Here is a 23,496-nt window from a genome sequence, read left to right on the forward strand (position 1 = left end):
TTATTTAATCAGCGTGTAAACAGCGGCGACTTTCTCGCGCATTAGCGCCAGGAAATCCGCGTTGTCGGCCAGGTCGCCAAACAGGGCTTTATCACGGGCGAAGACAGCCACCGGATCCTGAGCCTCATACATCTCATGCACCGCCTGCTCATCCAGGATGCCGTCCTGGTACTGATACGGCAGGGTTCCCTTATGCCACTGCTCCATAAAGACGAAGAACAGCGCCGGCAGCATGGCGGTCGCTTCCGGACGGACGCCGCGCTGATAGCACTCCTGCAAGGTTGGCGCGATCATCGCCGGAATCTTTGAGAAACCATCGGCGGCAACGCGCTGGTTGGTGTCCTGGATATGCGGGTTGGTAAAGCGCTTGAGCACCACATCGCGGTAGGTCGGCAGATCAATGCCGTTATCGTGGAGGCAAGGAATGACATCCTCCGTGACGTAGCGGTCGGCAATGGCGTAGATAGCATCGGTGAGCGTGCTTTCGTGAATATACTGCTGGCCGATTAAGGTCCCCGCCCAGGCAATGCAGCTGTGGGACGCGTTCAGGATGCGGATTTTCGCCTCTTCATAGGGGATAACCGACTCGACCATCTCCACGCCGACCGCTTCCAGATTTGGGCGGGCATCGCGGAAGTTGTTCTCCACCACCCACTGGATAAAGGTCTCGCCCATTACCGGCGCCTTATCGTCAATGCCGGTTTGCGCTTTGATACGGGCCGGCAGATCGGCCGCCGGACGCGGGGTGATGCGGTCCACCATGGTATTCGGACAGGTGGTATTCGCGGCCATCCAGTCAATCACCGCCTGTTTGCCGGTAAGCTGCAGGAACTCCACCATCCCGTCGTGGAAGCGCTCACCGTTATGCCGCACGTTGTCGCAGTTGAGCAGGGTCAGCGGCCCGGCGTTGTCCGCCATGCGCTTTTCCAGAATTCGTGCGAGGGTGCCGTAAATGGTTTTGCATTCGCCTTTCAGGTCGGCCTGCAGATCGGGGTTGCTGGTTTCCAGCTGATGGCGGGTGTTCAGGTAGTACCCCCCTTCCGTCACGGTAAAGGCGATAACTTTTGTTTGCGGATTGGCCCCTTCGTTAATCAGCGGCTGCAGCCCTGCCTGCCACGGCAGCAGTTTCTGAATAGAGGTGATTTCTTCATATTCGCGCTCCCCTTCCGGGCTGACGGTCTCCAGCACGTAACGTCCTCCCTGCGCCGCCAGCGCCTGCACCACCTGCTCGGCGTCGTTGCGGATATTGCCCGCCGCGATGCGCCAGCGCTTATCCCCGGAAGCCATCAGACGATGCAGATACCACGCCTGATGCGCGCGATGAAAAGAACCCAGACCAATGTGAAGCCATGTGAATTGATTGTTCATGTTCTGCTCTCCTTGAGTTGATGGCGCCACTGTAATTGATCATTTGACCAAAATAAGAGCCACAGATCACAAAAGAACAATTACCCAATTAAATTACAAATGACCAGTCGAGAGCAAAAGCTTGCCAGTTATGCCAACCACGGCGAGAATGCGGGTATTCGCCGGGCCAATTGCGTGCCCAGGCCAGCAACTTAGGGCGGGAAACCATGAGTAAAGAAGACGATATCCGGTTGGATCAGAAGGTGCGTGCCGCATGGATGTACTACATCGCCGGCCAGAATCAGAGCGAGATTGCCAGCCAGCTGGGCACCTCCAGACCGGTGGTGCAACGGCTGATCGCCGCCGCGAAAGAAGAAGGGATTGTGTCGATTAATCTGCACCATCCAGTGGCGAACTGCCTCGATTATGCGCAGTTGTTGCAGGAAAAGTATCGGCTTCTTGAGTGCAATGTGGTCCCCGCCTTTAGCGAAGAAAGCACCCTCGATAGCGTATCGTTTGGCTGCTATCAGCTGATGGCTCGCTACCTGCAGGATGATAAAGAGAAAATCATCGGTCTGGGCTCGGGCCTGACCCTGAAAAAAGCGCTGCAGCGCATCGATTTCGACAGCCTGAATACCCGCTGCGTGGCGCTGATCAGCGCCATGGACGCCGACGGGCAGTGCAACTATTACGATGACGTGCCCCTGCTGCTGACGAGCAAAATAAAAGCCAAGTACTATCAGTGGCCGGCGCCGCGCTACGCCCAGACCGCGGATGAGTATGAGATGTGGTGCACCAATCGCTTATTCCGCAGCGTCTCTGGCGTCGCCCGGGAGGCGGACGTGATTTTTGTCGGTATTGGTCCGCTGGGCACGCAAAGCCCGATCTTTAAAGACGGATTTATCAATCAGGCGCAGATGGATGAGCTGACCGCCCGCGGCGGCATCGGGGAGATCCTCGGGCGGTTTATTGATGCAGAAGGCGAGGTGGTCGACAGCGAGATCAACCGCATGATCACCAGCTATGATATCCGCCAGAACCACTGCCCGCGGATTGCCGCGGCCTGTGGAGAATACAAACGACCGGCGATCCTGGCCGCCCTTAAAGGCGGCTGGATCAACGGCCTGGTGACCGATGAACATACCGCTCGCTGGCTGCTGACGCGCTAACGGCAAACAGCAGACAGCGACTCAACTGCTGCTCATCAGTCGCGGCGGAATTTCAATCCGCTGCTGGCTGGCTTCGCCGGCGTCAATAATCGAAAAAACAGCGTCCAGCATCGCCGGCACGTCCTGCTGCACCATGTCGATATCGTGCCCCAGCAGATAGACAAACGGATCCCAGTCGAAGCAGCCCATCGGCGGCTGCTCGCTGCCGGTCAGCCCCACCTGCGACAGCCAGCGCACAACCCCTTCAAGGGATATCGTCGAGTTAACAAATATCCCCTGCAATAGCGTCTTCGCGCTGCCAAACCGCTCCTGCAGGCAGTCCTCGACGTGACCTTTCGAATAGCCGGGAGCCAGAATATTCGCCTGCGGCACGCTCAGCCCCTGCTCGTGATGCGCATCGTGGAAACCGCGTAAACGCTCGCTGGTGTTATGGTCGCTGCTGCGCCCGCCGATGAAGGTCAGCGGCGCCAGCGATCCCCGACGGCGGGCGCTGTTAGCGAGGATCTTGTGGGTCAGCGCTTTCGCACCGCCGTAGTTATCCGAAATCACCGACGGAGAGAGAGACCCCGGCAGGTCGAGATTGACCGTAGGCACGCCCGCCTGCTGGCAGAGCGCGGAAATTTTATCCGGATTGGTCGCCCCGGTCGCGATCACCCAGTCAACCTGCCAGGAGAGCATCGCTTTTACCGCTTCGAGCTCCAGCTCCGGGCTTCGGCGCGTACAGGTGATAATCGGCAGCAGGCCACGCTCGCGGGCCATCTCCTCAAAGCGTTCAGCGACGGAACCGAAGTAGCGGTTATCGTATTTGGGGATAATCATGCCAATGACGTGTGATTTTTTACTGCGCAGCATGCTGGCCTGGCGGTTAATCGCATAGCCCTGCTCCTCAGCAATCCGGGTCACCTTCTCGGCAAGCTTTGCGCTGATGCGGCGCTTTTTCCAGTTACCGTTGAGGATAGCGCTCACCGCGCTCGCCGAAACGCCGGAAAGCTCCGCCAGGTCGTAAATCGTTATCTTCTTCATTTTTCCAACTTGCGTCACAAAATCATGTCGCTGTTAATTTCCCCACTTGCTCAATCGATGAAGCGAGCGCAACATAGCTTCATCGATTGAGCATCCATTTCACGCCAGAAAGTACGCGCGCATACTGCCTTAACATGCCAGCAAGCCTGAATAATGATGCTGATATTCAATATGTTACCAGGTTTTTGTCCATAACCTCGAACGCGATGCCCTCGGGTTCGATAGTTTTAACCAGACACGGCAAAGGATTATAAAATGAACCACTCCGTCTCCTCTATGAATACTTCCCTCAGCGGTAAAGTCGCCGCGATCACTGGCGCGGCGTCCGGTATCGGCCTCGAGTGCGCGAAGACCCTGCTGGGGGCTGGCGCAAAAGTAGTGCTAATCGACCGCGAAGGCGAAAAGCTCAACAAACTGGTCGCCGAACTTGGCGAAAACGCCTTCGCTCTGCAGGTGGATCTGATGCAGGCGGACCAGGTCGATAATCTTCTGCAGGGCATTTTGCAGCTTACCGGGCGTCTCGATATCTTCCACGCCAACGCCGGCGCCTATATCGGCGGGCCGGTGGCCGAGGGCGACCCGGACGTCTGGGACCGCGTGCTGCACCTCAACATCAACGCCGCCTTCCGCTGCGTGCGCAGCGTCCTGCCGCATCTGATCGCGCAACAATCCGGCGATATTATTTTCACCAGCTCCATCGCGGGCGTGGTGCCGGTGATCTGGGAGCCTGTCTATACCGCGTCGAAATTCGCCGTGCAGGCGTTTGTCCACACCACTCGTCGTCAGGTGGCGCAGTATGGCGTGCGCGTCGGCGCCGTACTGCCGGGCCCGGTGGTGACCGCGCTGCTGGACGACTGGCCAAAAGCCAAAATGGATGAAGCGCTGGCCAACGGCAGTCTGATGCAGCCGATTGAAGTGGCGGAGTCGGTGCTGTTTATGGTGACGCGTTCGAAAAACGTCACCGTACGCGACATTGTGATCCTGCCGAACAGCGTGGATCTCTGACCCGTAACCAGCCTGTGAGAGGATGTGATGCAAAACGATACGCAAAACATTATTGGTGTGGATGTCGGTTCGGGCAGCGTGCGCGCCGGGGTCTTCAATCTGCGGGGCGAGCTTCTCGCCCACGCGACCCGGGAAATTACCCTGTTTCGCAGCGCCGGAAACAAGGTCGAGCAGTCGAGCCGTGAAATCTGGCAGGCGGTGTGCTACTGCATTAAAACCGCGGTGGCCAGCGCCGGCGTCCCGCCGTCGTCGATCGCCGGGCTCGGCTTCGATGCCACCTGCTCGCTGGTGGTGATTGGCGATAACGACGCGCCGCTGGCGGTCGGGCCTTCGGACGATCCGGACCGCAATATTATTGTCTGGATGGATCATCGCGCCACCGCGCAGGCGGAAAAGATCAACGCGACGGGCCACCCGGTACTGCAGTACGTTGGCGGCAAAATCTCGCCGGAGATGGAAACGCCGAAAATTCTGTGGCTGAAGGAGAATCGCCCGCACATCTATCAGCAGGCGCGCCACTTCTTCGACCTCGCCGATTACCTTACCTGGCGCTCAACCGGCGATGACGCCCGCTCGGTCTGCACTGTGACCTGTAAATGGACCTACCTGGCGCATGAACAACGCTGGGATGCCGACTACTTCCGCCAGATTGGCCTCGACGAGCTGGCGGATGAAGATTTTGTCCGCATCGGCCAGCGGATTGTCGACCCTGGAACCCCCTGCGGCGACGGTCTTTGCGCCACGGCGGCAGAAGAGATGGGCCTGCCGATCGGCACGCCGGTAGCGGTGGGGATGATTGACGCTCATGCGGGCGGCATCGGCACCGTTGGGGTGCTTAACGGCGCGGTCAACAATATGGCCTACGTCTTCGGCACCTCCTCCTGCACCATGACCACCACTGAGGAAGCGGTGTTCGTCCCCGGCGTCTGGGGCCCCTACTATTCGGCGATGGTCCCGGGCTACTGGCTGATTGAAGGCGGACAAAGCGCCGCCGGCGCAGCAATCGACCAGCTGCTGAGCTTCCATCCGGCGGCGGCGGCGGCTCGCGAGCAGGCTAAAGCCGCGGGCGTCCCTCTGCCGGTCTGGCTGGCAGATCGCGTACTGGCGCAGGCTGCCTCGCCTTCTGAGGCTGTCACGCTGGCCGCCGGTCTACACGTGGTGCCCGAGTTTCTCGGTAACCGCGCGCCGCTTGCCGACCCCCACGCGAAAGCGCTGATTGCCGGGCTGGGGATGGAGCGGGACCTGGATAACCTGACCGCGCTGTACGTTGCCGGGTTATGCGGGATTGGCTATGGCCTGCGACAGATCCTCGACGCCCAGCGCGCCTGCGGAATTGAGAGTGAAAATATCGTCATCAGCGGCGGGGCCGGACAGCATCCGCTGGTGCGGCAGCTGCTGGCCGACGCCTGCGGCGTTAGCGTCGTGAGCACCGCCTGCAGCGAGCCGGTGCTGTTAGGCTCCGCCATCCTCGGCGCCGTCGCGGGCGGAATCACGGCTTCGCTGCCGGAGGCCATGAAGCAATTTACTCAGGTGGATGCCACCTATCACAGCGAGACTGCGTTTAGCTCGCTACATCAGCGCAGGTATGAGGCCTATAAGGCGCTACAACAGGCCGGCAGGCTGATTCGCGAATAACAACCCTCTTTTTTAATAACAATAATGCTCCGCTGCTGTGCAGCGGAGACACTCATCTGCACTCTGAAATCGAGGTCAACATGTCCGTTAATAACAAACAGTGGTACGGTCTACCGCTCAACCTCATCTGGGGATATGTCGCCATCGCCGTGTTTATGACCGGCGACGGCTTTGAGCTGGCTTTTCTGTCGCACTACATCAAAGCACTCGGATTCACCCCGGCGCAGGCTTCCTTTGCCTTTACGCTATACGGTCTGGCCGCCGCCCTGTCGGCGTGGGTCTCCGGCGTGGTGGCGGAGATCATCACCCCACGCAAGGCCATGATGATCGGCTTCGTGCTGTGGTGCGTATTCCATGTACTGTTCCTCGTCTTCGGCCTCGGTCGCGCCAACTATGCGCTGATCCTGCTGTTTTATGGCATCCGCGGCCTGGCCTACCCGCTGTTCCTCTACTCATTTATCGTCGCCATTATCCACAACGTTCGCAGCGACAGTTCCAGCTCTGCGCTGGGCTGGTTCTGGGCGGTCTACTCCGTGGGCATCGGCGTGTTCGGCAGCTATATTCCGAGTTTCACCATTCCTCACATTGGCGAAATGGGCACCCTGTGGCTGGCGCTGGTCTTTTGCGCCACCGGCGGCATCATTGCGCTGGTGTCGATGCGTCATACCGAAACGCCGCGCCATATGCAGAACCTGACCACTCGCGAAAAACTCGCCGAACTGGGGCGCGCCGCGACGCTGCTCTATACCAACCGCAGCATCCTGTTCTCGAGCATTGTGCGCATTATTAACACCCTGTCGCTGTTTGGTTTTGCGGTGATTATGCCGATGATGTTCGTTGATGAGCTGGGCTTTACCACCTCGGAGTGGCTCCAGGTGTGGGCGGCCTTCTTCTTCACCACTATCTTTTCGAACGTTTTCTGGGGGATCGTGGCGGAGAAAATGGGCTGGATGAAGGTGATTCGCTGGTTCGGCTGCATCGGGATGGCGTTCTCCAGCCTGGCGTTTTACTACATCCCTCAGCACTTTGGCCACAGCTTTGCGATGGCGCTGGTGCCGGCTATTGCCCTGGGTATTTTCGTCGCCGCATTCGTGCCGATGGCGGCGGTGTTCCCGGCGCTGGAGCCGAACCATAAAGGCGCGGCGATTTCGGTCTATAACCTGTCAGCCGGGCTGTCGAACTTTCTGGCGCCGGCGATCGCCGTGGTGCTGCTGCCCTATTTCAGCACCATCGGGGTGGTGATTGCCTATACCGCCTTATATATCCTGGCCTTCTTCCTGTGCCCGTTAATCCGCGTTGAACAGCCTGGCTTTACCAGTGCTCAGGGCGCAAAACCGTTTACCGCCAACGCGGCGGAGTCTTAATAAACCCGACATCGGGTAGGAACAACGAGCAATCCGGGCGGTAACGCCCGGATTTTCGCCTTAGGCGATGGTGACTTTGCCGTCGAGGTAGACATCCTGCACGGCATTGATCAGCTTCACGCCGTCGGCCATCGATTTCTTAAACGCTTTACGGCCGAGGATCAGCCCCATGCCGCCGGCGCGTTTATTGATCACCGCCGTGCGCACCGCGTCGGCAAGGTCGGTCTCCCCGCCCGCTGCGCCGCCGGAGTTAATCAGCCCGGCGCGGCCCATATAGCAGTTGGCCAGCTGGTAGCGCACCAGATCGATAGGGTTATCGCTGGTCAGTTTGCTGTACACCCGGTCGTCGGTATAGCCGAAGTTAACCGCTTTGTAGCCGCCGTTATTCTCCGCCATTTTCTGCTTAACGATATCGGCGCCGATGGTGGCCGCCAGGTGGTTGGCCTGACCGGTCAGGTCAGCGGAAACATGATAGTCGACACCGTCTTTCTTGAAAGCCGAATTGCGCAGATAGGCCCACAGCACGGTGACCAGGCCCAGATCATGCGCCCGCTCAAAGGCAGCGGAGATCTCTTCTATCTGACGACGCGATTGTTCCGAGCCGAAATAGATCGTCGCGCCCACGGCCACCGCCCCCATATTGAACGCCTGCTCAACGCTGGCGTAGAGGGTCTGGTCGTACTCGGTGGGGTAGCTCAGCGTTTCGTTATGGTTGAGCTTCACCAGGAAAGGAATGCGATGCGCGTAACGGCGCGACACCGAGGCCAGCACGCCGTAGGTCGACGCCACGCAGTTACAGCCGGCTTCGATCGCCAGCTCGACGATATTTTTCGGATCGAAGTACAGCGGGTTGGCGGCGAAGGAGGCCCCCGCCGAGTGCTCCACGCCCTGGTCGACCGGCAGAATGGAAAGGTAACCGGTCCCCCCCAGACGTCCGGTGTTGTACAGGGTTTGCATATTGCGTAGCACCGCCGGTGGCCGGTTGTTATCCACCATCACCCGATCAACATAATCTGCGCCAGGCAGATACAGCTGGTCGGCCGGAATGGTTATACAACGGTGCTGCAAAAGGCTCTCGGCATCTTTGCCCAGCAACTGCGTAATATCAGTCATAGCAATCTCCCGTAAGGCCGGCCGGAGCCGGCATGCATTATCCCAACCCAATTATTTTGGGCAGGTTAAGCCTGGTACCGACTTAGCCTATTTTCCAGCCGGGAGGGCATTTTTTCAGGAGATTCTGCTGTCCCGTTACGCTGCCATTTACCACCAGGCGTGGAAATGGTGTACCGGTCCGATGCCGTGGCCCACCTCCAGGGAGTCGGCCTGGGCCAGGGCCGCCGACAGCCAGGCCTTGGCCTCGGTAACGGTGGCCGCCCAGTCGGCGTGACGCGGGCGCAGCGCCGCCAGCGCGGCGGAGAGTGTGCAGCCGGTGCCGTGGGTGTTTTTGGTCTGCACTCGCGGCGCGGTAAATCGCTGTTCCCCTTCGCGGGTGAAGAGCCAGTCCGGGCTTTCGGCATCGTCGAGATGGCCGCCTTTCATTAATACTGCGCCGCAGCCCAGCGCCAGCAGCGCCCGCCCCTGCTCCAGCATTTCGCGCTCGTTGCGCGCATGGGGGGCGTCAAGCAGGGCGGCCGCTTCCGGCAGGTTTGGAGTGATCAGCGACACCTGCGGCAACAATCGTTGACGCAGGGTCTCTACCGCCGAGGCCGACAGCAGCGGATCGCCGCTTTTCGCCAGCATGACGGTATCCAGCACCACATTGGCCACCCGGTAGCGCGCCAGCCGCTCGGCCACGGCTTCCACAATATCGGTCTCCGCCAGCATGCCGATTTTGGTGGTATCGATGCGCACATCGCTGAATACCGAATCGAGCTGCGCCGCCACAAAGTCCGGTTCAATACGATAGACCGACTGCACGCCGCGGGTATTCTGCGCCACCAGGGCGGTGATCGCCGAGCAGCCATAGGCTCCCAGCGCGGAGAAGGTTTTCAGATCGGCCTGGATACCGGCCCCGCCGCTGGGATCAGTGCCGGCGATGGTCAGGGCGTTGATGCGTTTCATCCCTGCACCTCCTGATACAGCGCGTCGAGAAACGCCGGAATAAAGCTGCCTGGGCCTCCCTGACAGGCGGCGATTTCCCCGGCCTGCTTCATTAGCCCGCAGGCGGCGGCCACGTTTTCCAGCCGGTCGCCCGGCAGCGCCGCGCTCGCCGCCACCACCGCCGACAGCGCGCAGCCGGTGCCCACCACCCGGGTCATCAGCGCACTGCCGCCCGCCACGCTGAGCACCCGCTCGCCGTCGGTGACGTAGTCCACCTCGCCGGTGACCGCCACTACGGTACTCAGCTGACGAGCCAGCGCCTGGGCCGCCGGCAGCGCTGCGGCGGCCGTATCGGTGGTATCCACCCCGCGCCCGCCACCGCTCATCCCGGCCAGCGCCAGAATTTCAGAGGCATTGCCGCGAATGGCCGCCGGCTGCAGGGCCAGCAGCTCGTGACAAAAGGCCGTGCGCACGGTCAGGGCGCCGACCGCTACCGGATCCAGCGTCCAGGGCTTGCCGGCCTGGCGGGCCTGCTCCACTGCGGCGCGCATGGCCACGGCGCGGTCTGCGGTCAGGGTGCCGACGTTGATTAACAGCGCATCGGCGATGGCGGCGAACTGCGCCGCTTCGCGGGGATCGATCACCATCGCCGGCGAGGCGCCGACGGCCAGCAGAACATTGGCGGTAAAGGTCTGCACCACGTCATTGGTCATGCAGTGCACAAGGGGGGAATGGGCGCGCAGCAGATGGCGCAGGTGCGCGACAGGCGCGGGATTCAGCAGCTCAGGCATGGTTTGCTCCCGCCAGACGAGGTAGAAGCAATGACCCTGCGGTCTCTGACTTCCCTACGCTGGCATTATCCAGATCAGGTGGTACGGGTATTTCTCAGCCTTCAACGAAGAAGGGCACCCCGAGTCAAAATAGTGAAATTGTTAAGCGTTGTGGAATTTACCGCAACTCACCGGTTCATACAACAAGCCTTTAACCCTGCATACGATACCATCGCGGCCATCATGCTCATCAAGCGACCGGGCAAGATTGCATTCCGCTGCTGGCGGGCGGAAAATGATGACATCATGAGCTAATTAGCCTACTGAGGATATACGCCATGGCCGTTTATCACCATGCGCTGGTACTGATTAACAGCAGTCAGGACGGCGTCCCGCTGCTCGAGCATGCCGCCAGAATGGCAGAAGAGAACGGCATGCGCATCACCATCGCCCACATCAGCACCGACTACCGGGCGCTGAACTATGTTTCCGACAGCCTGCGCGACGATCAGGTCTCGCAGGAGGTGATCCAGGCCAAAGCCCTGCTCAACGAGCTGGCCTGCACCGTCTCCCTGCCGGTGGATACCCTCTCGCTGGTGACCACCCGCCGGTTTGAAGACGTAGAAACCTGCGTTCGGCAGCGGCAGATCGATTTAATTATTGCCGGGCACCATAACCGGTTGCTGGGCGTCCTCTCCTCACACTCGCTGGAGTACATCAACCACTTAACCGTAGACGTGCTGATCAAGCACCTGCCCTAGCGCAAGGCGGCCTGCAGCAGGGAAAAACAGTCTTCAATAAGCGGGGGCAGCGCCTGCGGGCCGCGCATCAGGGCCACCGTGCGGGTCAACGCCGGCTGCTGCAGGTGGGCGACCCTGAGCGCCGGGTCCTGCAGATGGGTGGTGTACAGCGCCGGCAGAATCGCCACCGCTAAGCGCGAGCGCACCAGGCCATACAGGGTTTCGATATAGTCCACCTGGTAGCGGGTGGTCAGCGTCAGGCGATGGCTCTCCACTAATGCCGCCACCAGCCGCTGGATATTGCCCTTCGAGAACACAGCAATATCCCGCCCCACCAGCTGTTTCCACGGCAGATGCGCCTGCGCGGCCAGCGGATCGTCGCGGTGCAGCACCGCCACGAAGGGATCGTCGCGTAGCGGATAGACCAGCAGTTCTGCGGGCAGTGAGCTGTCGATCGCCCCGATGCCGAAATCAATCTCGCCGCGCTGCAGCGCCTGGATAAGCGCATCGTTGGTCTGATCGTGAAATTCAATGCGCAGACGCGGAAAGGCCTCAGCCAGGGTCTGCGGCAGCAACGGAAACAGCAGCGAACTGACCGACGGCACCAGACCGATACGCACCGTCCCGTCGCCACCCGCCTCGACAATCTGCTGCATATCGGAAAAGGCCGCCTGCGCCACGCTGAGGATCCGCTGGGCGTGGGGTAAAATCGCCGCCCCCAGTTCAGTCAGAGTGACCGTCGCAGCGGTACGGTTGACCAGTTTGCCGCCGAGTACCGTTTCAATCTGCCGCAGGGCGCTGCTCAGCGCCGGCTGGCTAATCGCCAGCCGACTGGCGGTATCGGTAAAATGGCGCAGCTGGGCCAGGGTGACGAAATACTGAAGCTGTTTAAGAGAGAGCGCGGGCAGCCGCTGCCAGGGTTCGTTCATCATCGGGTTCGCTACGGTGGTCCTGCACAATAACCCGAGCTTATCGGGTGATAAATTTATTCATCTGGGCAAACGTTTGCTGTGCCTCTAGAGTATCCGCATTATCCTTGTGCCGGAGTGGTTATGTCCAGCAATGCTCAAGTCCGCCGTCGCGCCGTACAGGCCGCGCGCGGCGAATCCCCGTTTGATCTGCTGCTGGTCGATGCGCAGATCGTCGATATGGCCACGGGCGAAATTCGCCCCGCTGACGTCGGTATCGTCGGCGAGATGATCGCCAGCGTCCACCCCCGCGGCAGCCGCGCCGACGCCCATAAAGTGCGTTCCCTGGCCGGTAGCTACCTGTCGCCCGGCCTGATGGACACCCACGTGCACCTCGAAAGCTCGCATCTGCCACCTGAGCGCTACGCCGAAATCGTCCTCACCCAGGGCACCACCGCGGTGTTCTGGGATCCGCATGAGCTGGCCAATGTGCTCGGCGTCGAGGGCGTGCGCTACGCGGTAGACGCCAGCCGCCACCTGCCGCTGCAGGTGATGGTCGCCGCGCCGTCGAGCGTGCCCTCCACCCCCGGCCTCGAAATGTCCGGCGCCGATTTCGCCGGCGCGGAAATGGAGACCATGCTCGGCTGGCCGGAAGTGCGCGGTGTGGCGGAAGTGATGGATATGCACGGCGTGCTGCACGGCAGCGAGCGGATGCAGGAGATTGTCCAGGCCGGTCTCAACAGCGGCAAACTGATTGAAGGCCACGCCCGCGGCCTGAGCGGCGCCGACCTGCAGGCCTACCTCGCCGCCGGCGTCACCTCCGATCATGAACTGACCTCGGCGGACGACGCGCTGGAAAAACTGCGCGCCGGTCTGACGATCGAGATCCGCGGCTCGCACCCCTATCTGCTGCCGGATATCGTCGCGGCGTTGAAAACGCTGCCGCACCTCTCCTCGCAGATCACCGTCTGCACCGATGACGTGCCGCCGGATATGCTGCTGGAGAAAGGCGGGATCATCGCCCTGCTCAACCTGCTGATCGAACACGGTTTACCGGCGGTCGACGCGCTGCGTTTCGCCACCCTCAACGCCGCTATTCGTCTGCAGCGCCACGATCTCGGGCTGATTGCCGCCGGGCGACGCGCCGACCTGGTGGTGTTTGATTCCCTGGAAAAACTGGCGGCCCGCGAAGTCTATGTTGGCGGGGAACGGCTGGCCCATGCCGGCCGCCTGCTGAAGCCGATCGCCCCGGCGCCGGGCGTGACGCCGCCGCGCGATACCTTACAGATAGCCCCCCTCGCCGCCGATGACTTTATCCTGCGCATCAAGGGCATTCGCCACGGCGTCGCCCGCCTGCGCCATATCCGCGGCGCGCGCTTCACCCAGTGGGGTGAGGTCGAGGTGCAGATCCGCGACGGCCAGGTCCAGCTGCCCGCCGGCTTCAGCCTGATCTGGGTCAAGCACCGCCACGGCCGCCATCAGGCGACGCCGCAAATCGCCCTGCTTGAAGGCTGGGGCGAGCTGCGCGGCGCCATCGCCACCAGCTACTCCCACGACTCACATAATCTGGTGGTGCTCGGGCGCGATGCTGAGGATATGGCGCTGGCGGCCAACCAGCTTATCGCCTCCGGCGGCGGGATGGCGCTGGCGCAACAGGGCGAGATCCTCGCCCATGTGGCGATGCCGATTGCCGGCATGCTGTCGGATCTGCCGGCCGCCGAGCTGGCGCGTCAGTTCCGCGAGCTGCGCGATCTGAGCAGCAGAGTCGCTGACTGGGAGCCGCCGTACCGGGTCTTCAAGGCTATTGAAGGCACCTGTCTTGCCTGTAACGCCGGGCCGCATTTAACCGATTTGGGTCTCACCGACGGCGGCAGCCGCCAGATAGTCGACCCGTTGATAGCCTGCCGGGAGACCCCGGCGCCAACGCCTCACAACAATAATCCTCAGGGAGCCTGAACATGGCCGATAACACACTTCACTCTTCCGCCCGCGATAACTGGCTGGAGCGCCGCTTTGCGCTGCGCTCGCGCGGCGGCACGCTACGCACTGAATGCCTGGCCGGGATCACCGGTTTCCTCGCCGCCGCCTATTTACTGGTGGTCATCCCGGGACTGCTGGCGATCGGCGGGATGGACAAAGGCGCCGCGACCACCGGCACCATTCTGGTCTTCGTCGTCGGTTCGCTGCTGATGGCGTTTTACGCCAACCTGCCGTTTATCGTCGGCCCGGGCATTGGCGGCTCGGTGCTGGTAGGGGTCACGCTGGCAGGTAGCGAGGGGATTGGCTGGCAGACAGGCCTCGGGATCGCCTGCTGGTCAGGGGTTCTCTTCTTCCTGCTGACCCGCTTTGGCCTGCGCGAAGTGGTCACCCGCTCGGTGCCACAGTCGATCAAGCTGGGGCTGACGGCCTCCATCGGCCTGTTTGTCGCCGTTCTCGGCTTTCGCAACGCCGGGCTGGTGCTCGCCAATGCCAAAACCAACGCCCTGATGCTCGGCGACTTTCTCGCCCCCAGCGCGCTGGTGGCGCTGTGCGGCCTGTTCCTGGCGATAGCCCTGCAGGCGCGTAAGGTGCCGGGCGCCATTTTGTGGGCCATTCTGTGCGCTACCCTGGTGGGGATCCCGTTCGGCGTGACCAAACTGCCGACGCATTTTATCGATGTCCCCCACTCGCTGGCGCCGGTGCTGGGACAGGTCGACCTGCTGGGGGCGTTAAACATCGCCTTCCTGCCGTTCCTGTTCGTCTTTTTCGCTTCTGAGTTTTTCTCCACCATGGGGACGACGCTGGCGGTGGGCGGCGAGGCAGGTCTGCTGGATGAAGAAGGCAACATGCCGCAGATTAATCGCCCGTTTATGGTCGATTCGATTGCTGCGGCGCTCGGCCCGTGGGTGGGGATTCCGGCGGCAACGGCGCTGATCGAGTCCTCGGCGGCAGCGGAAGCCGGCGGCAAAACCGGCCTCACCGCGCTGTCGGCGGCGGTGATGTTCCTGCTGATGCTGCTGTTCACGCCGGTGGCGCTGATGATCCCGAAGGAGGCCACCGCCCCGGCGCTGATCCTGATCGGCCTGAACATGTTCAGCGGCCTGCGCAAAGTGGATCTCGGCAACTTCACCGACGGCCTGCCGGTACTGATGATGGTGATGATCACCCTCATCGCCAACAGCTTCGGCACCGGTATCGCCGGCGGGCTGCTGTTTTACATTGTGATCAAGGCCATCGCCGGCAAGTGGCGGGAAATCCCGATTGGCCTGTGGGTGCTGGCCGTCCCGCTGGTCTACTACTTCGCGACCTTAGTCAGACATTAAGCCCTTCACAATGTGCTTTCACCTCTTCATATAACAAACGCACCGCGGCAGAGAGCTGCTTGCGGTGCGGACAAATCAGGTTCAACGGCACCATATCCCCCTGGTAACGCGGCAGCAGGCGCCGCAGGCGGCCCGCCCGCAGATCGTCGCTGACGTCGAGCATCGATTTATAGGCAATGCCCTCCCCGGCCACCGCCAGCCGCCGGATCACCTCCGCGTCGTCGCTCATCACCGTGCCGGAGACCTTCTGCTGCTGAACTTCTCCGTCGAGGCTCAGTGACCAGCGGTCGAACGGGCGGCCGCGCAAAATGTAGATCAACGCATTGTGCTGGCCGAGCTCCTGAAGGGTCTGCGGCTCGCCGTGGCGGGCGATCCACTCTGGGGAGGCCACCAGCACCCGACGATTTTCCGGCGCCACCGGCAGCGAAATAAACGAGGCGTCATCGTTATTGCCATAGCGGAACGCGACGTCCACCGGATCTTTAAACACGTCGGTCAGCTGGTCGGAAAAGAGCAGCCGCAGGCGCAGCGCCGGATGGCGTTGCCGAAAGTCGCGGAACAAGGTCAGGAGCAGGTTACGCCCGAGGTCTGACGGCACGGCAATCTGCAGCATGCCGCGAATTTCATCATCCGGGGTCTGGATCTTCTGCAGGCCGGCCTCGAGGGTATCGAGCATCTGGGTGGCATACGGCAGCCAGGTCTCCCCCTCCGGCGTCAGGCGCAGGCTGCGGGTCGAGCGGGCGAACAGGCGAATATTGAGGATCGTCTCCAGACGTTTAATCGCCGCGCTCACCTGCGCCGGCTGCTGCCCCGCCTCGCGCGCGGCGTCGCTAAAACTGCCCAGTGCCGCGGCGCGGACAAATAAGGTCAGATCTTCCAACCTGAACATGCCGATTCTCCCCTGCTTCAGATTGCTCCCAAAATACGCATCACCGTCGCTGCAACGCAAGCGGCGCAGGACTTGCGCCGTGTTTTGCTTACACTTTTTAAAAATCCAGTGCTTGCCATTTCAGCAACGCATCAGGAATGATACGAGGCTGCTATTTTGAGTCCAGGTAATATTGAGGAAATTATGCGTAAAACAAAAATGATGCTTCTGGGCGTACTCCTTGCCACCGCTGGCGCCAGCTGGACGGCTTCTGCCGCGGGGATCGAGCAGTATGCGCTGAAAGAGTTCACCGCCGACTTCACCCAGTTTCACATTGGCGACACCGTTCCGGCGATGTACCTTACCCCGGAATACAACATCAAAGGCTGGCAGCAGCGTAATCTTCCCGCGCCGGACGCCGGCAGCCACTGGACCTATATGGGCGGTAACTACGTGCTGATCACCGACACCGAAGGCAAAATCCTCAAGGTGTACGATGGCGAGATCTTCTATCATCGCTGATCCGCTTAATATCCGCATCCGCCCCGGCGAACCAGCGGACTCTCCGGCGCTGCGCCAGCTCTTCCTGCGGGCGCGCAGTGTATCGTGGACCTGGCTTCCCTCCACGACCTGGCGGCTGGAAGATTTCGATGCCGCCACCGCGGATGAACAGCTGTGGGTCGCGGAATGCGACGGCCTGCCGGTGGGCTTTGCCGCCGTATGGACCGCCGATAATTTCCTTCACCATCTGTTCGTCGACCCGGACTGGCAGGGCAAACATATCGGCAGCGCGCTGCTGGCGCAGGTCGAACGGACCTTTACCGCCAGCGGGACGCTGAAGTGCCTGATGGAAAATAAAAACGCCCTGCGCTTCTACCAGCGTCACGGCTGGACCATCGAAGCACAGGGCGCCTCGCCCGAGGGCGGATACTGGCTGATGCGCTCGCCGCGGCCTTAAACGGCGCGGAAGGCAATCTCACCCGGGATCACTTCTCCCTGCCAGTACATCTGGGCCGCCACCCGGCCCGCCAGCTGGCGGTAAATGTCGGTAAATTCGCTTTCCGGACGCGCCACCACCGTCGGCGTGCCGTTATCCAGATCTTCCCGCAGCGTAATATGCAGCGGCAGCTGGCCCAGCAGCTGGGTGTGGTATTTCTCGGCCAGTTTTTGCGCGCCGCCGGTGCCGAAGATCGGCTCGTGGTGCCCGCAGTTGCTGCAGATATGCATGCTCATGTTTTCCACGATCCCCAGCACTGGCACTTCCACTTTCTCGAACATCACGATGCCCTTTTTGGCGTCGATCAGCGCGATGTCCTGCGGCGTGGTGACCACCACCGCGCCGGTGACCGGAATGTTCTGCGCCAGCGTCAGTTGAATGTCGCCAGTGCCCGGCGGCATATCCAGCACCAGGTAATCCAGATCCGGCCACAGGGTCTCCTGCAGCATCTGCATCAGCGCCTTGCTGGCCATCGGGCCGCGCCAGACCATGGCGTTGTCGTCAGTCACCAGGTAGCCGATGGAATTGGTGGCCAGCCCGTACTTCATGATCGGCGCCATATGGGTGCCGTCCGGCGAGGTCGGGCGGCTGTCCTCCGCGCCAAGCATGGTGGGAATCGACGGGCCGTAGATATCGGCATCCAGAATGCCCACCTTCGCCCCTTCCGCGGCGAGTGCCAGCGCCAGGTTTACCGCCGTGGAGGATTTACCGACGCCGCCTTTCCCGGAGCTGATGGCGATAATGTTCTTCACGCCGTTGATCCCGGGCTGGTTTTTCACGCGCTTGAGGGTGGCGATGCTGTGGGTCAGCTTCCAGTCGATAGCCTTCGCGCCAGTGATGCGCAGCAGCTCGGCGCTACACTGCTCTTTCAGCGCTTCGAAGGCGCTGCTCCAGACGAACGGCATCTGCAGCTCAATATGAATGGTATCATCCAGCCAGGCGACATGGTGCAGCGCCTTGAGGGTGGTGAGGTTATGCTTCAGGGTTGGGTGCTGGAAATTGGCCAGCGTCCCGGCGACCATCGCACGTAGGCGCTCGGGGGATTTGGCCTGGGATTGCGAATTCATCCCGACTCCTTTGTTGTTTTGAGATGCTTTCAGTAATCACAGAGTTTATCACAGGTAAGGATTATCCATATATGGGCAGCCATTTATGGCGCACCCACAGCCCTTTTGGTAATATCGGAAGCCCTTTTTACAACAGAAGATGTAATGCTCACTATGACTCAAGTCGCGAAGAAAATTCTGGTAACGTGCGCCCTGCCGTACGCCAACGGCTCCATCCACCTCGGCCACATGCTGGAGCACATCCAGGCTGATGTCTGGGTCCGTTACCAGCGAATGCGCGGCCATGAAGTCAACTTCATCTGCGCCGACGACGCCCACGGCACGCCGATTATGCTCAAGGCGCAACAGCTCGGTATCACTCCGGAGCAGATGATTGGCGAGATGAGTCAGGAGCATCAGACCGATTTTGCCGGCTTCGACATCAGCTACGATAACTATCACTCGACGCATAGCGATGAGAACCGCGAGCTGTCGGAGCTGATCTACACTCGTCTGAAAGAGAACGGTTTTATCAAAAACCGTACCATCTCTCAGCTCTACGATCCGGAAAAAGGCATGTTCCTGCCGGACCGTTTTGTGAAAGGCACCTGTCCGAAGTGTAAATCTCCAGACCAGTACGGCGATAACTGCGAAGTGTGCGGCGCGACCTACAGCCCTACCGAGCTTATCGACCCGAAATCGGTGGTCTCCGGCGCCACGCCGGTGATGCGTGACTCCGAACATTTCTTCTTCGACCTGCCATCATTCAGCGAAATGCTGCAGGCGTGGACCCGCAGCGGCGCGCTGCAGGAGCAGGTGGCGAACAAAATGCAGGAGTGGTTTGAGTCCGGCCTGCAGCAGTGGGACATCTCCCGCGATGCGCCGTACTTCGGCTTCGAAATTCCGAACGCGCCGGGCAAATACTTCTACGTCTGGCTGGACGCGCCGATCGGCTACATGGGCTCCTTCAAGAACCTGTGCGACAAGCGCGGCGACACCACCAGCTTCGACGAATACTGGAAGAAAGACTCCACGGCCGAGCTGTATCACTTTATCGGCAAGGACATCGTCTACTTCCACAGCCTGTTCTGGCCGGCGATGCTGGAAGGCAGCCAGTTCCGTAAGCCGACTAACCTGTTCGTGCACGGCTACGTGACGGTCAACGGCGCGAAGATGTCCAAGTCGCGCGGGACCTTTATCAAGGCCAGCACCTGGTTAAATCATTTCGACGCTGACAGCCTGCGCTACTACTACACCGCCAAGCTCTCTTCGCGCATCGATGACATCGACCTTAACCTGGAAGACTTTATCCAGCGCGTGAATGCCGACATCGTCAACAAGGTGGTTAACCTCGCCTCGCGCAACGCCGGCTTTATCAGCAAGCGTTTTGACGGCGTGCTGGCCGCTGAGCTGGCCGACCCGGCGCTGTACAAAACCTTCACCGACGCGGCGGAAAGCATCGGCGAAGCGTGGGACAGCCGCGAGTTCGGTAAGGCCATCCGCGAAATCATGGCGCTCGCCGACGTGGCCAACCGCTATGTCGATGAGCAGGCGCCGTGGGTAGTGGCGAAACAGGAAGGCCGCGACGCCGACCTGCAGGCCATCTGCACCATGGGTCTGAACATGTTCCGCGTGCTGATGACCTGGCTGAAACCGGTCCTGCCGCAGCTGGCCGCGCGTGCGGAAGCGTTCCTCAACAGCGAGCTGAGCTGGGACGCCATTCAGCAGCCGCTGCTGGCGCACAAGGTCAATCCGTTTAAGGCGCTGTACAACCGCATCGAGATGAAACAGGTGGAAGCCCTGGTTGAAGCGTCAAAAGAAGAGGTGAAAGCCGCAGCTGCGCCAGTGACCGGCCCGCTGGCGGACGATCCGATTCAGGACACCATCACCTTTGATGATTTCGCCAAAGTCGATCTGCGCGTGGCGCTGATTGAGAACGCGGAATTTGTTGAAGGCTCCGACAAGCTGCTGCGCCTGACGCTGGATCTGGGCGGCGAGAAACGTAACGTCTTCTCCGGCATCCGCTCCGCTTATCCGGATCCGCAGCCGCTGATTGGCCGCCTGACGGTGATGGTCGCCAACCTGGCGCCGCGCAAAATGCGCTTCGGTATCTCGGAAGGGATGGTGATGGCCGCCGGCCCTGGCGGGAAGGATATCTTCCTGTTAAGCCCTGACGACGGCGCCAGGCCGGGTCAGCAGGTGAAATAATAAAAAAGCCGGATTAACCATCCGGCTTTTTTTTGCCCGGCGGCGCTGCGCTTGCACGGGCCTACGGGTTATGTAGACCGGGTAAGGCGAAACCGCCACCCGGCAAAAATCACGGTTTCGGGTGATGCACCCGCTGGGTCAGCCCGCGCAGGAAATTGCGCAGAAACTGGTCGCCGCACTCGCGGTAGTTTTTGTGGTCAGGCGATCGCATCATGGCGGTCACTTCCGGCACTGACACGCGGTATTTCTGCTCGCTCATGATCGCCACAATATCGTCCGTTTTCAGCGAGAAGGCGATCCGTAGCTTTTTCAGCACCGTGTTGTTATTCACCCGACGCTCCAGCGCTAACTCCGGCGCCGAATCGTCTTTGCCGCGCTTATCATAGATCAGGCCGTTGAGGAAACCCGACAGAATAATGTCCGGGCAGCGGACAAAGCCCTCTTCATCCTCTTTCGTGGTCCAGGTGTCGAAGCTGGCGGAGGTGGATTCCATAGCGGATAGCGCAAGAATGCGCACCATATCGTTATTATTGACTTTCAGGGTGTAGCGCAGGCTACGAAGAATATCATTACTGAGCATGAGTGCCTTTTACTGTCGATGATGCAATGGGGCGCAGTGTAGCAGCTTTACAGGCCAATCGCCTCTTTCAGGCTTTTTAAATAGCGTCGGCTCACTGGCACCGTTTGCCCGGCGCGCATTAGCAGCTCCGCCTGACCATTCTCCTCCAGGCGAATCTCCTTCAGGTGCGCCAAATTCACCAGATACTGGCGATGGCAGCGCAGCAGCGGCGTGCGGCTCTCAAGGGTGCGCAGGGTCAGCTCGGTAAACCCTTCCTTGCCCTCGCGGTCGGTCACGTAGATGCCGCTCATCCGACTGCTGACGAAGGCTACATCCTCCATCTGCAGCAGCCAGATACGGCTGTGACCGGTACAGGGTATGTATTTCAGCGTCTGCTGAGCATCATCCAGCAGCGACACATCCTGCAGATTACGCTCCTGGCGCAGGCGGGCGAGGGTTTTCTCCAGCCGCGCAGCTTCAATCGGCTTGAGCAGATAGTCAAAAGCATGCTCCTCAAAGGCTTTCACCGCGTATTCATCAAAGGCGGTGAGAAACACAATATAGGGGCGGTGCTCCGGGTCGAGCATCCCGACCATCTCCAGACCGCTGATGCGCGGCATCTGGATGTCGAGAAACAACACGTCGGGACGCAGTTTATGTACCGCGCCAATCGCCTCCACCGCGTTGCCGCACTCGCCGACGATCTCGATATCGCGCTGTGTCTCCAGCAATATACGCAGGTTTTCCCGCGCCAGCGGCTCATCATCGACGATCAATACTCTCAGCATGCATTCTCCTCCAGGGGCAGACGTAGGGTGACACGGGTAAAGCGCTCCGGCTCGCAGGTGACGCTGATGCCGCAGTCGGCGCCAAAACGCGCCCGCAGCCGCCTGTCCACCAGATTCATCCCCAGCCCGCTGGCCTGAGGGTTGGCCTGGTACAGCCCGGCGTTATCTTCGATATCCAGCTGCAGCCAGCGATCGTCCTGGCTGGCGCGAATGGTAATTTCGCCGACGCCTAGATGCTGCGATGTGCCATGCTTAATGGCGTTCTCCACGATCGGCTGCAGGGTAAAGGCCGGCAGCTGGTGATGCGCCAGCCCTTCCGGCACCGCCATCTGGATCTGCAGGTTAGCCTGAAAGCGGGCCTTCTCAATCTGCAGATAGGCGTTAACATGCTCTATCTCATCGGCGAGGGTGACGATTTCCGTCGGCCGCTTCAGGTTCTTGCGAAAGAAGGTCGACAGATACTGCACTAGCTGGCCGGCCTGCTCGCTGTCGCGACGGATCACCGCCTTCAGGGTGTTGAGCGCGTTAAACAGGAAGTGCGGGTTAACCTGGGCATGCAGGAGCTTGATTTCGGATTGCGTCAGCAGCGCCTTCTGCCGCTCGTACTGCCCGGCGAGGATCTGCGCCGACAGCAGCTGAGCAATACCCTCTCCGAGGGTGCGGTTGATCGAACTGAACAGACGGTTTTTCGCCTCATACAGTTTGATGGTGCCGATCACCCGCTGGTTCTCACCGCGTAAGGGGATCACCAGCGTCGATCCCAGCTTACAGTGCGGATGAATCGAGCAGCGGTAGGGCACCTCGTTGCCGTCGGCATACACCACCTCCCCGGTCTCAATCGCCCGTTGCGTATACGACGAGGAGATAGGTTTGCCCGGCAGATGGTGGTCGTCGCCGATGCCGGTAAACGCCAGCAGCTTGTCGCGATCGGTGATCGCCACCGCGCCGATATCCAGCTCCTGGATAAGCACCTGGGCCACCTTCATGCTGTTCTCTTCGTTGAACCCCTGACGCAGGATCCCCTCGGTGGACGCCGCCACCTTCAGCGCCGTGGCGGAAAAAGCGGAGGTGTACTTCTCGAACATCGCCCGCTTGTCCAGCAGAATGCGCATAAACAGCGCCGCACCGACGGTATTGGTCACCATCATCGGCGCGGCAATGCTCTGCACCAGATGCAGGGCGTCCTGGAACGGGCGGGCAATCAGCAGAATGATCATCATCTGCACCAGCTCGGCCACGAAGGTGATCGCCCCGGCGGTGAGCGGGCTAAAGACTTTGTCCGGCCGGCCGCGTTTGACCAGCACGCTGTGCACCAGACCGCCCAGTAGCCCCTCGACGATGGTGGAGACCATGCAGCTTAAGGCGGTCATCCCCCCCAGCGAGTAGCGGTGCAGTCCGCCGGTCAGCCCCACCAGCCCGCCGACCACCGGGCCGCCGAGCAGGCCGCCCATCACGGCGCCGATGGCGCGGGTGTTGGCGATAGAGTCTTCGATATGCAGACCAAAATAGGTCCCCATAATGCAGAAAATGGAGAAGGTGACGTAGCACAGCAGCTTGTGCGGCAGGCGAACGGTGACTTGCATCAGGGGGATAAACAGTCGGGTTTTGCTCATCAACCACGCGATGACCAAAAATACGCACATCTGCTGAAGCAGCAGCAACACCAGATCAAACTCGTACATACCCGCAAACCACACATTTCAGAAAGCGCGTACCATACCCTGACT

General features: G+C 60.7%; 21 protein-coding genes and 1 riboswitch. Of the genes, 10 read left to right on the forward strand and 11 right to left on the reverse strand.

Features of this window, described 5'->3' with window-relative positions:
• Positions 1-1,368, reverse strand: a complete 1,368-nt coding sequence (gene dalD / locus ACQUTI_RS05715; RefSeq protein WP_080838087.1) for a D-arabinitol 4-dehydrogenase — start codon at positions 1,366-1,368, stop codon at positions 1-3.
• Between the two features lie 206 nt (positions 1,369-1,574).
• Between dalD and ACQUTI_RS05720 the strand changes: the two genes are divergently transcribed.
• Positions 1,575-2,516, forward strand: a complete 942-nt coding sequence (locus ACQUTI_RS05720; RefSeq protein ID WP_004201572.1) for a sugar-binding transcriptional regulator — start codon at positions 1,575-1,577, stop codon at positions 2,514-2,516.
• A 21-nt stretch (positions 2,517-2,537) separates the two neighbouring features.
• Here the strand turns inward: ACQUTI_RS05720 and ACQUTI_RS05725 are convergent, their stop codons facing one another.
• Positions 2,538-3,539 carry a LacI family DNA-binding transcriptional regulator gene (locus tag ACQUTI_RS05725; protein ID WP_023318719.1) on the reverse strand — a complete coding sequence of 334 codons (1,002 nt, stop codon included), beginning with the start codon at positions 3,537-3,539 and terminating at the stop codon, positions 2,538-2,540.
• Positions 3,540-3,794: 255 nt separating this feature from the next.
• Between ACQUTI_RS05725 and ACQUTI_RS05730 the strand changes: the two genes are divergently transcribed.
• The 3 genes from ACQUTI_RS05730 to ACQUTI_RS05740 all read left to right on the forward strand — a co-directional run bounded on the left by ACQUTI_RS05730 (position 3,795) and on the right by ACQUTI_RS05740 (position 7,543).
• Positions 3,795-4,544, forward strand: a complete 750-nt coding sequence (locus ACQUTI_RS05730) for an SDR family oxidoreductase (protein WP_023318720.1) — start codon at positions 3,795-3,797, stop codon at positions 4,542-4,544.
• Between the two features lie 27 nt (positions 4,545-4,571).
• Complete coding sequence (locus ACQUTI_RS05735) at positions 4,572-6,179, forward strand: FGGY-family carbohydrate kinase (RefSeq protein WP_080838091.1); 1,608 nt, start codon at positions 4,572-4,574, stop codon at positions 6,177-6,179.
• An 80-nt stretch (positions 6,180-6,259) separates the two neighbouring features.
• On the forward strand, positions 6,260-7,543 hold the full coding sequence (locus ACQUTI_RS05740) for an RbtT/DalT/CsbX family MFS transporter (protein WP_060656124.1): 1,284 nt from the start codon (positions 6,260-6,262) through the stop codon (positions 7,541-7,543).
• A 60-nt stretch (positions 7,544-7,603) separates the two neighbouring features.
• Here the strand turns inward: ACQUTI_RS05740 and fbaB are convergent, their stop codons facing one another.
• From fbaB to thiM, 3 genes are all read right to left on the reverse strand, one after another.
• Positions 7,604-8,656, reverse strand: coding sequence for a class I fructose-bisphosphate aldolase (fbaB, locus tag ACQUTI_RS05745; RefSeq protein WP_254465670.1), 1,053 nt, complete (start codon positions 8,654-8,656; stop codon positions 7,604-7,606).
• A 147-nt stretch (positions 8,657-8,803) separates the two neighbouring features.
• Positions 8,804-9,604 carry a bifunctional hydroxymethylpyrimidine kinase/phosphomethylpyrimidine kinase gene (gene thiD, locus ACQUTI_RS05750; RefSeq protein WP_009307429.1) on the reverse strand — a complete coding sequence of 267 codons (801 nt, stop codon included), beginning with the start codon at positions 9,602-9,604 and terminating at the stop codon, positions 8,804-8,806.
• Positions 9,601-10,374 carry a hydroxyethylthiazole kinase gene (gene thiM / locus ACQUTI_RS05755; RefSeq protein WP_080838096.1) on the reverse strand — a complete coding sequence of 258 codons (774 nt, stop codon included), beginning with the start codon at positions 10,372-10,374 and terminating at the stop codon, positions 9,601-9,603. Before thiM ends, thiD begins: the two co-directional genes overlap by 4 nt.
• A gap of 34 nt (positions 10,375-10,408) precedes the next feature.
• Positions 10,409-10,506, reverse strand: a riboswitch (TPP riboswitch).
• Between the two features lie 185 nt (positions 10,507-10,691).
• Between thiM and ACQUTI_RS05760 the strand changes: the two genes are divergently transcribed.
• Positions 10,692-11,114, forward strand: a complete 423-nt coding sequence (locus tag ACQUTI_RS05760) for a universal stress protein (RefSeq protein ID WP_043520354.1) — start codon at positions 10,692-10,694, stop codon at positions 11,112-11,114.
• Here the strand turns inward: ACQUTI_RS05760 and ACQUTI_RS05765 are convergent.
• Entirely contained in the window at positions 11,111-12,025 is a 915-nt protein-coding gene (locus tag ACQUTI_RS05765; RefSeq protein ID WP_064189976.1) for a LysR family transcriptional regulator, read from the reverse strand. The genes ACQUTI_RS05760 and ACQUTI_RS05765 overlap by 4 nt on opposite strands.
• A 120-nt stretch (positions 12,026-12,145) precedes the next feature.
• On the opposite strand from ACQUTI_RS05765, the gene ACQUTI_RS05770 reads away from it, so the two are divergent.
• Together ACQUTI_RS05770 and ACQUTI_RS05775 are read left to right on the forward strand one after the other, a co-directional pair.
• On the forward strand, positions 12,146-13,957 hold the full coding sequence (locus ACQUTI_RS05770) for an adenine deaminase (RefSeq protein WP_048295199.1): 1,812 nt from the start codon (positions 12,146-12,148) through the stop codon (positions 13,955-13,957).
• A gap of 2 nt (positions 13,958-13,959) precedes the next feature.
• The gene (locus ACQUTI_RS05775; protein ID WP_004201588.1) at positions 13,960-15,303 is read left to right on the forward strand and encodes an NCS2 family permease; all 1,344 of its coding nucleotides are present in this window, start codon (positions 13,960-13,962) and stop codon (positions 15,301-15,303) included.
• Here ACQUTI_RS05775 and ACQUTI_RS05780 read toward each other — a convergent pair.
• Positions 15,293-16,192: a LysR family transcriptional regulator gene (locus ACQUTI_RS05780; RefSeq protein WP_004201589.1), complete on the reverse strand. Its 900-nt coding sequence runs from the start codon at positions 16,190-16,192 to the stop codon at positions 15,293-15,295. The genes ACQUTI_RS05775 and ACQUTI_RS05780 overlap by 11 nt on opposite strands.
• A 183-nt stretch (positions 16,193-16,375) precedes the next feature.
• Here ACQUTI_RS05780 and ACQUTI_RS05785 point away from each other — a divergent pair, with 183 nt between their 5' ends.
• Together ACQUTI_RS05785 and ACQUTI_RS05790 are read left to right on the forward strand one after the other, a co-directional pair.
• On the forward strand, positions 16,376-16,693 hold the full coding sequence (locus tag ACQUTI_RS05785) for an RcnB family protein (protein ID WP_017899344.1): 318 nt from the start codon (positions 16,376-16,378) through the stop codon (positions 16,691-16,693).
• The gene (locus ACQUTI_RS05790) at positions 16,668-17,129 is read left to right on the forward strand and encodes a GNAT family N-acetyltransferase (RefSeq protein WP_017899343.1); all 462 of its coding nucleotides are present in this window, start codon (positions 16,668-16,670) and stop codon (positions 17,127-17,129) included. Before ACQUTI_RS05785 ends, ACQUTI_RS05790 begins: the two co-directional genes overlap by 26 nt.
• Here the strand turns inward: ACQUTI_RS05790 and apbC are convergent.
• Positions 17,126-18,235 carry an iron-sulfur cluster carrier protein ApbC gene (gene apbC, locus ACQUTI_RS05795; protein WP_004201592.1) on the reverse strand — a complete coding sequence of 370 codons (1,110 nt, stop codon included), beginning with the start codon at positions 18,233-18,235 and terminating at the stop codon, positions 17,126-17,128. The two genes, ACQUTI_RS05790 and apbC, sit on opposite strands and share 4 nt — an antisense overlap.
• Before the next feature lie 153 nt (positions 18,236-18,388).
• On the opposite strand from apbC, the gene metG reads away from it, so the two are divergent.
• Positions 18,389-20,422, forward strand: coding sequence for a methionine--tRNA ligase (metG, locus tag ACQUTI_RS05800; RefSeq protein ID WP_064150986.1), 2,034 nt, complete (start codon positions 18,389-18,391; stop codon positions 20,420-20,422).
• 109 nt (positions 20,423-20,531) lie between these two features.
• Here metG and ACQUTI_RS05805 read toward each other — a convergent pair whose 3' ends face one another.
• The 3 genes from ACQUTI_RS05805 to ACQUTI_RS05815 are packed head-to-tail and all read right to left on the reverse strand — an operon-like array spanning position 20,532 to position 23,451.
• Positions 20,532-21,002 (reverse strand): DUF1456 family protein, encoded by a 471-nt coding sequence (locus ACQUTI_RS05805; RefSeq protein WP_017899341.1) that lies wholly within the window; start codon positions 21,000-21,002, stop codon positions 20,532-20,534.
• Between the two features lie 47 nt (positions 21,003-21,049).
• Complete coding sequence (btsR, locus tag ACQUTI_RS05810; protein WP_122543272.1) at positions 21,050-21,769, reverse strand: two-component system response regulator BtsR; 720 nt, start codon at positions 21,767-21,769, stop codon at positions 21,050-21,052.
• On the reverse strand, positions 21,763-23,451 hold the full coding sequence (locus ACQUTI_RS05815) for a sensor histidine kinase (RefSeq protein ID WP_004201596.1): 1,689 nt from the start codon (positions 23,449-23,451) through the stop codon (positions 21,763-21,765). The genes btsR and ACQUTI_RS05815 overlap by 7 nt, the downstream gene beginning before the upstream one ends.
• Positions 23,452-23,496: the final 45 nt, after the last annotated feature.

It is taken from the genome of Klebsiella sp. 7-CIP_Kleb. (assembly GCF_050378655.1).
In the GTDB taxonomy this organism is placed as follows: Bacteria; Pseudomonadota; Gammaproteobacteria; order Enterobacterales; family Enterobacteriaceae; genus Klebsiella; species Klebsiella quasipneumoniae.

Bases quoted from the DNA above. Each gene is read 5' to 3' on its own strand.
- ACQUTI_RS05735 (WP_080838091.1), top strand. From the start codon at position 4,572: ATGCAAAACGATACGCAAAACATTATTGGTGTGGATGTCGGTTCGGGC.
- thiD (WP_009307429.1), bottom strand. From the start codon at position 9,604: ATGAAACGCATCAACGCCCTGACCATCGCCGGCACTGATCCCAGCGGC.
- ACQUTI_RS05775 (WP_004201588.1), top strand. From the start codon at position 13,960: ATGGCCGATAACACACTTCACTCTTCCGCCCGCGATAACTGGCTGGAG.
- apbC (WP_004201592.1), bottom strand. From the start codon at position 18,235: ATGAATTCGCAATCCCAGGCCAAATCCCCCGAGCGCCTACGTGCGATG.
- ACQUTI_RS05730 (WP_023318720.1), top strand. From the start codon at position 3,795: ATGAACCACTCCGTCTCCTCTATGAATACTTCCCTCAGCGGTAAAGTC.
- ACQUTI_RS05805 (WP_017899341.1), bottom strand. From the start codon at position 21,002: ATGCTCAGTAATGATATTCTTCGTAGCCTGCGCTACACCCTGAAAGTC.
- ACQUTI_RS05770 (WP_048295199.1), top strand. From the start codon at position 12,146: ATGTCCAGCAATGCTCAAGTCCGCCGTCGCGCCGTACAGGCCGCGCGC.
- dalD (WP_080838087.1), bottom strand. From the start codon at position 1,368: ATGAACAATCAATTCACATGGCTTCACATTGGTCTGGGTTCTTTTCAT.
- ACQUTI_RS05725 (WP_023318719.1), bottom strand. From the start codon at position 3,539: ATGAAGAAGATAACGATTTACGACCTGGCGGAGCTTTCCGGCGTTTCG.
- ACQUTI_RS05780 (WP_004201589.1), bottom strand. From the start codon at position 16,192: ATGTTCAGGTTGGAAGATCTGACCTTATTTGTCCGCGCCGCGGCACTG.
- ACQUTI_RS05785 (WP_017899344.1), top strand. From the start codon at position 16,376: ATGCGTAAAACAAAAATGATGCTTCTGGGCGTACTCCTTGCCACCGCT.
- ACQUTI_RS05720 (WP_004201572.1), top strand. From the start codon at position 1,575: ATGAGTAAAGAAGACGATATCCGGTTGGATCAGAAGGTGCGTGCCGCA.
- thiM (WP_080838096.1), bottom strand. From the start codon at position 10,374: ATGCCTGAGCTGCTGAATCCCGCGCCTGTCGCGCACCTGCGCCATCTG.
- ACQUTI_RS05740 (WP_060656124.1), top strand. From the start codon at position 6,260: ATGTCCGTTAATAACAAACAGTGGTACGGTCTACCGCTCAACCTCATC.
- fbaB (WP_254465670.1), bottom strand. From the start codon at position 8,656: ATGACTGATATTACGCAGTTGCTGGGCAAAGATGCCGAGAGCCTTTTG.
- metG (WP_064150986.1), top strand. From the start codon at position 18,389: ATGACTCAAGTCGCGAAGAAAATTCTGGTAACGTGCGCCCTGCCGTAC.
- ACQUTI_RS05765 (WP_064189976.1), bottom strand. From the start codon at position 12,025: ATGATGAACGAACCCTGGCAGCGGCTGCCCGCGCTCTCTCTTAAACAG.
- btsR (WP_122543272.1), bottom strand. From the start codon at position 21,769: ATGCTGAGAGTATTGATCGTCGATGATGAGCCGCTGGCGCGGGAAAAC.
- ACQUTI_RS05760 (WP_043520354.1), top strand. From the start codon at position 10,692: ATGGCCGTTTATCACCATGCGCTGGTACTGATTAACAGCAGTCAGGAC.
- ACQUTI_RS05790 (WP_017899343.1), top strand. From the start codon at position 16,668: ATGGCGAGATCTTCTATCATCGCTGATCCGCTTAATATCCGCATCCGC.
- ACQUTI_RS05815 (WP_004201596.1), bottom strand. From the start codon at position 23,451: ATGTACGAGTTTGATCTGGTGTTGCTGCTGCTTCAGCAGATGTGCGTA.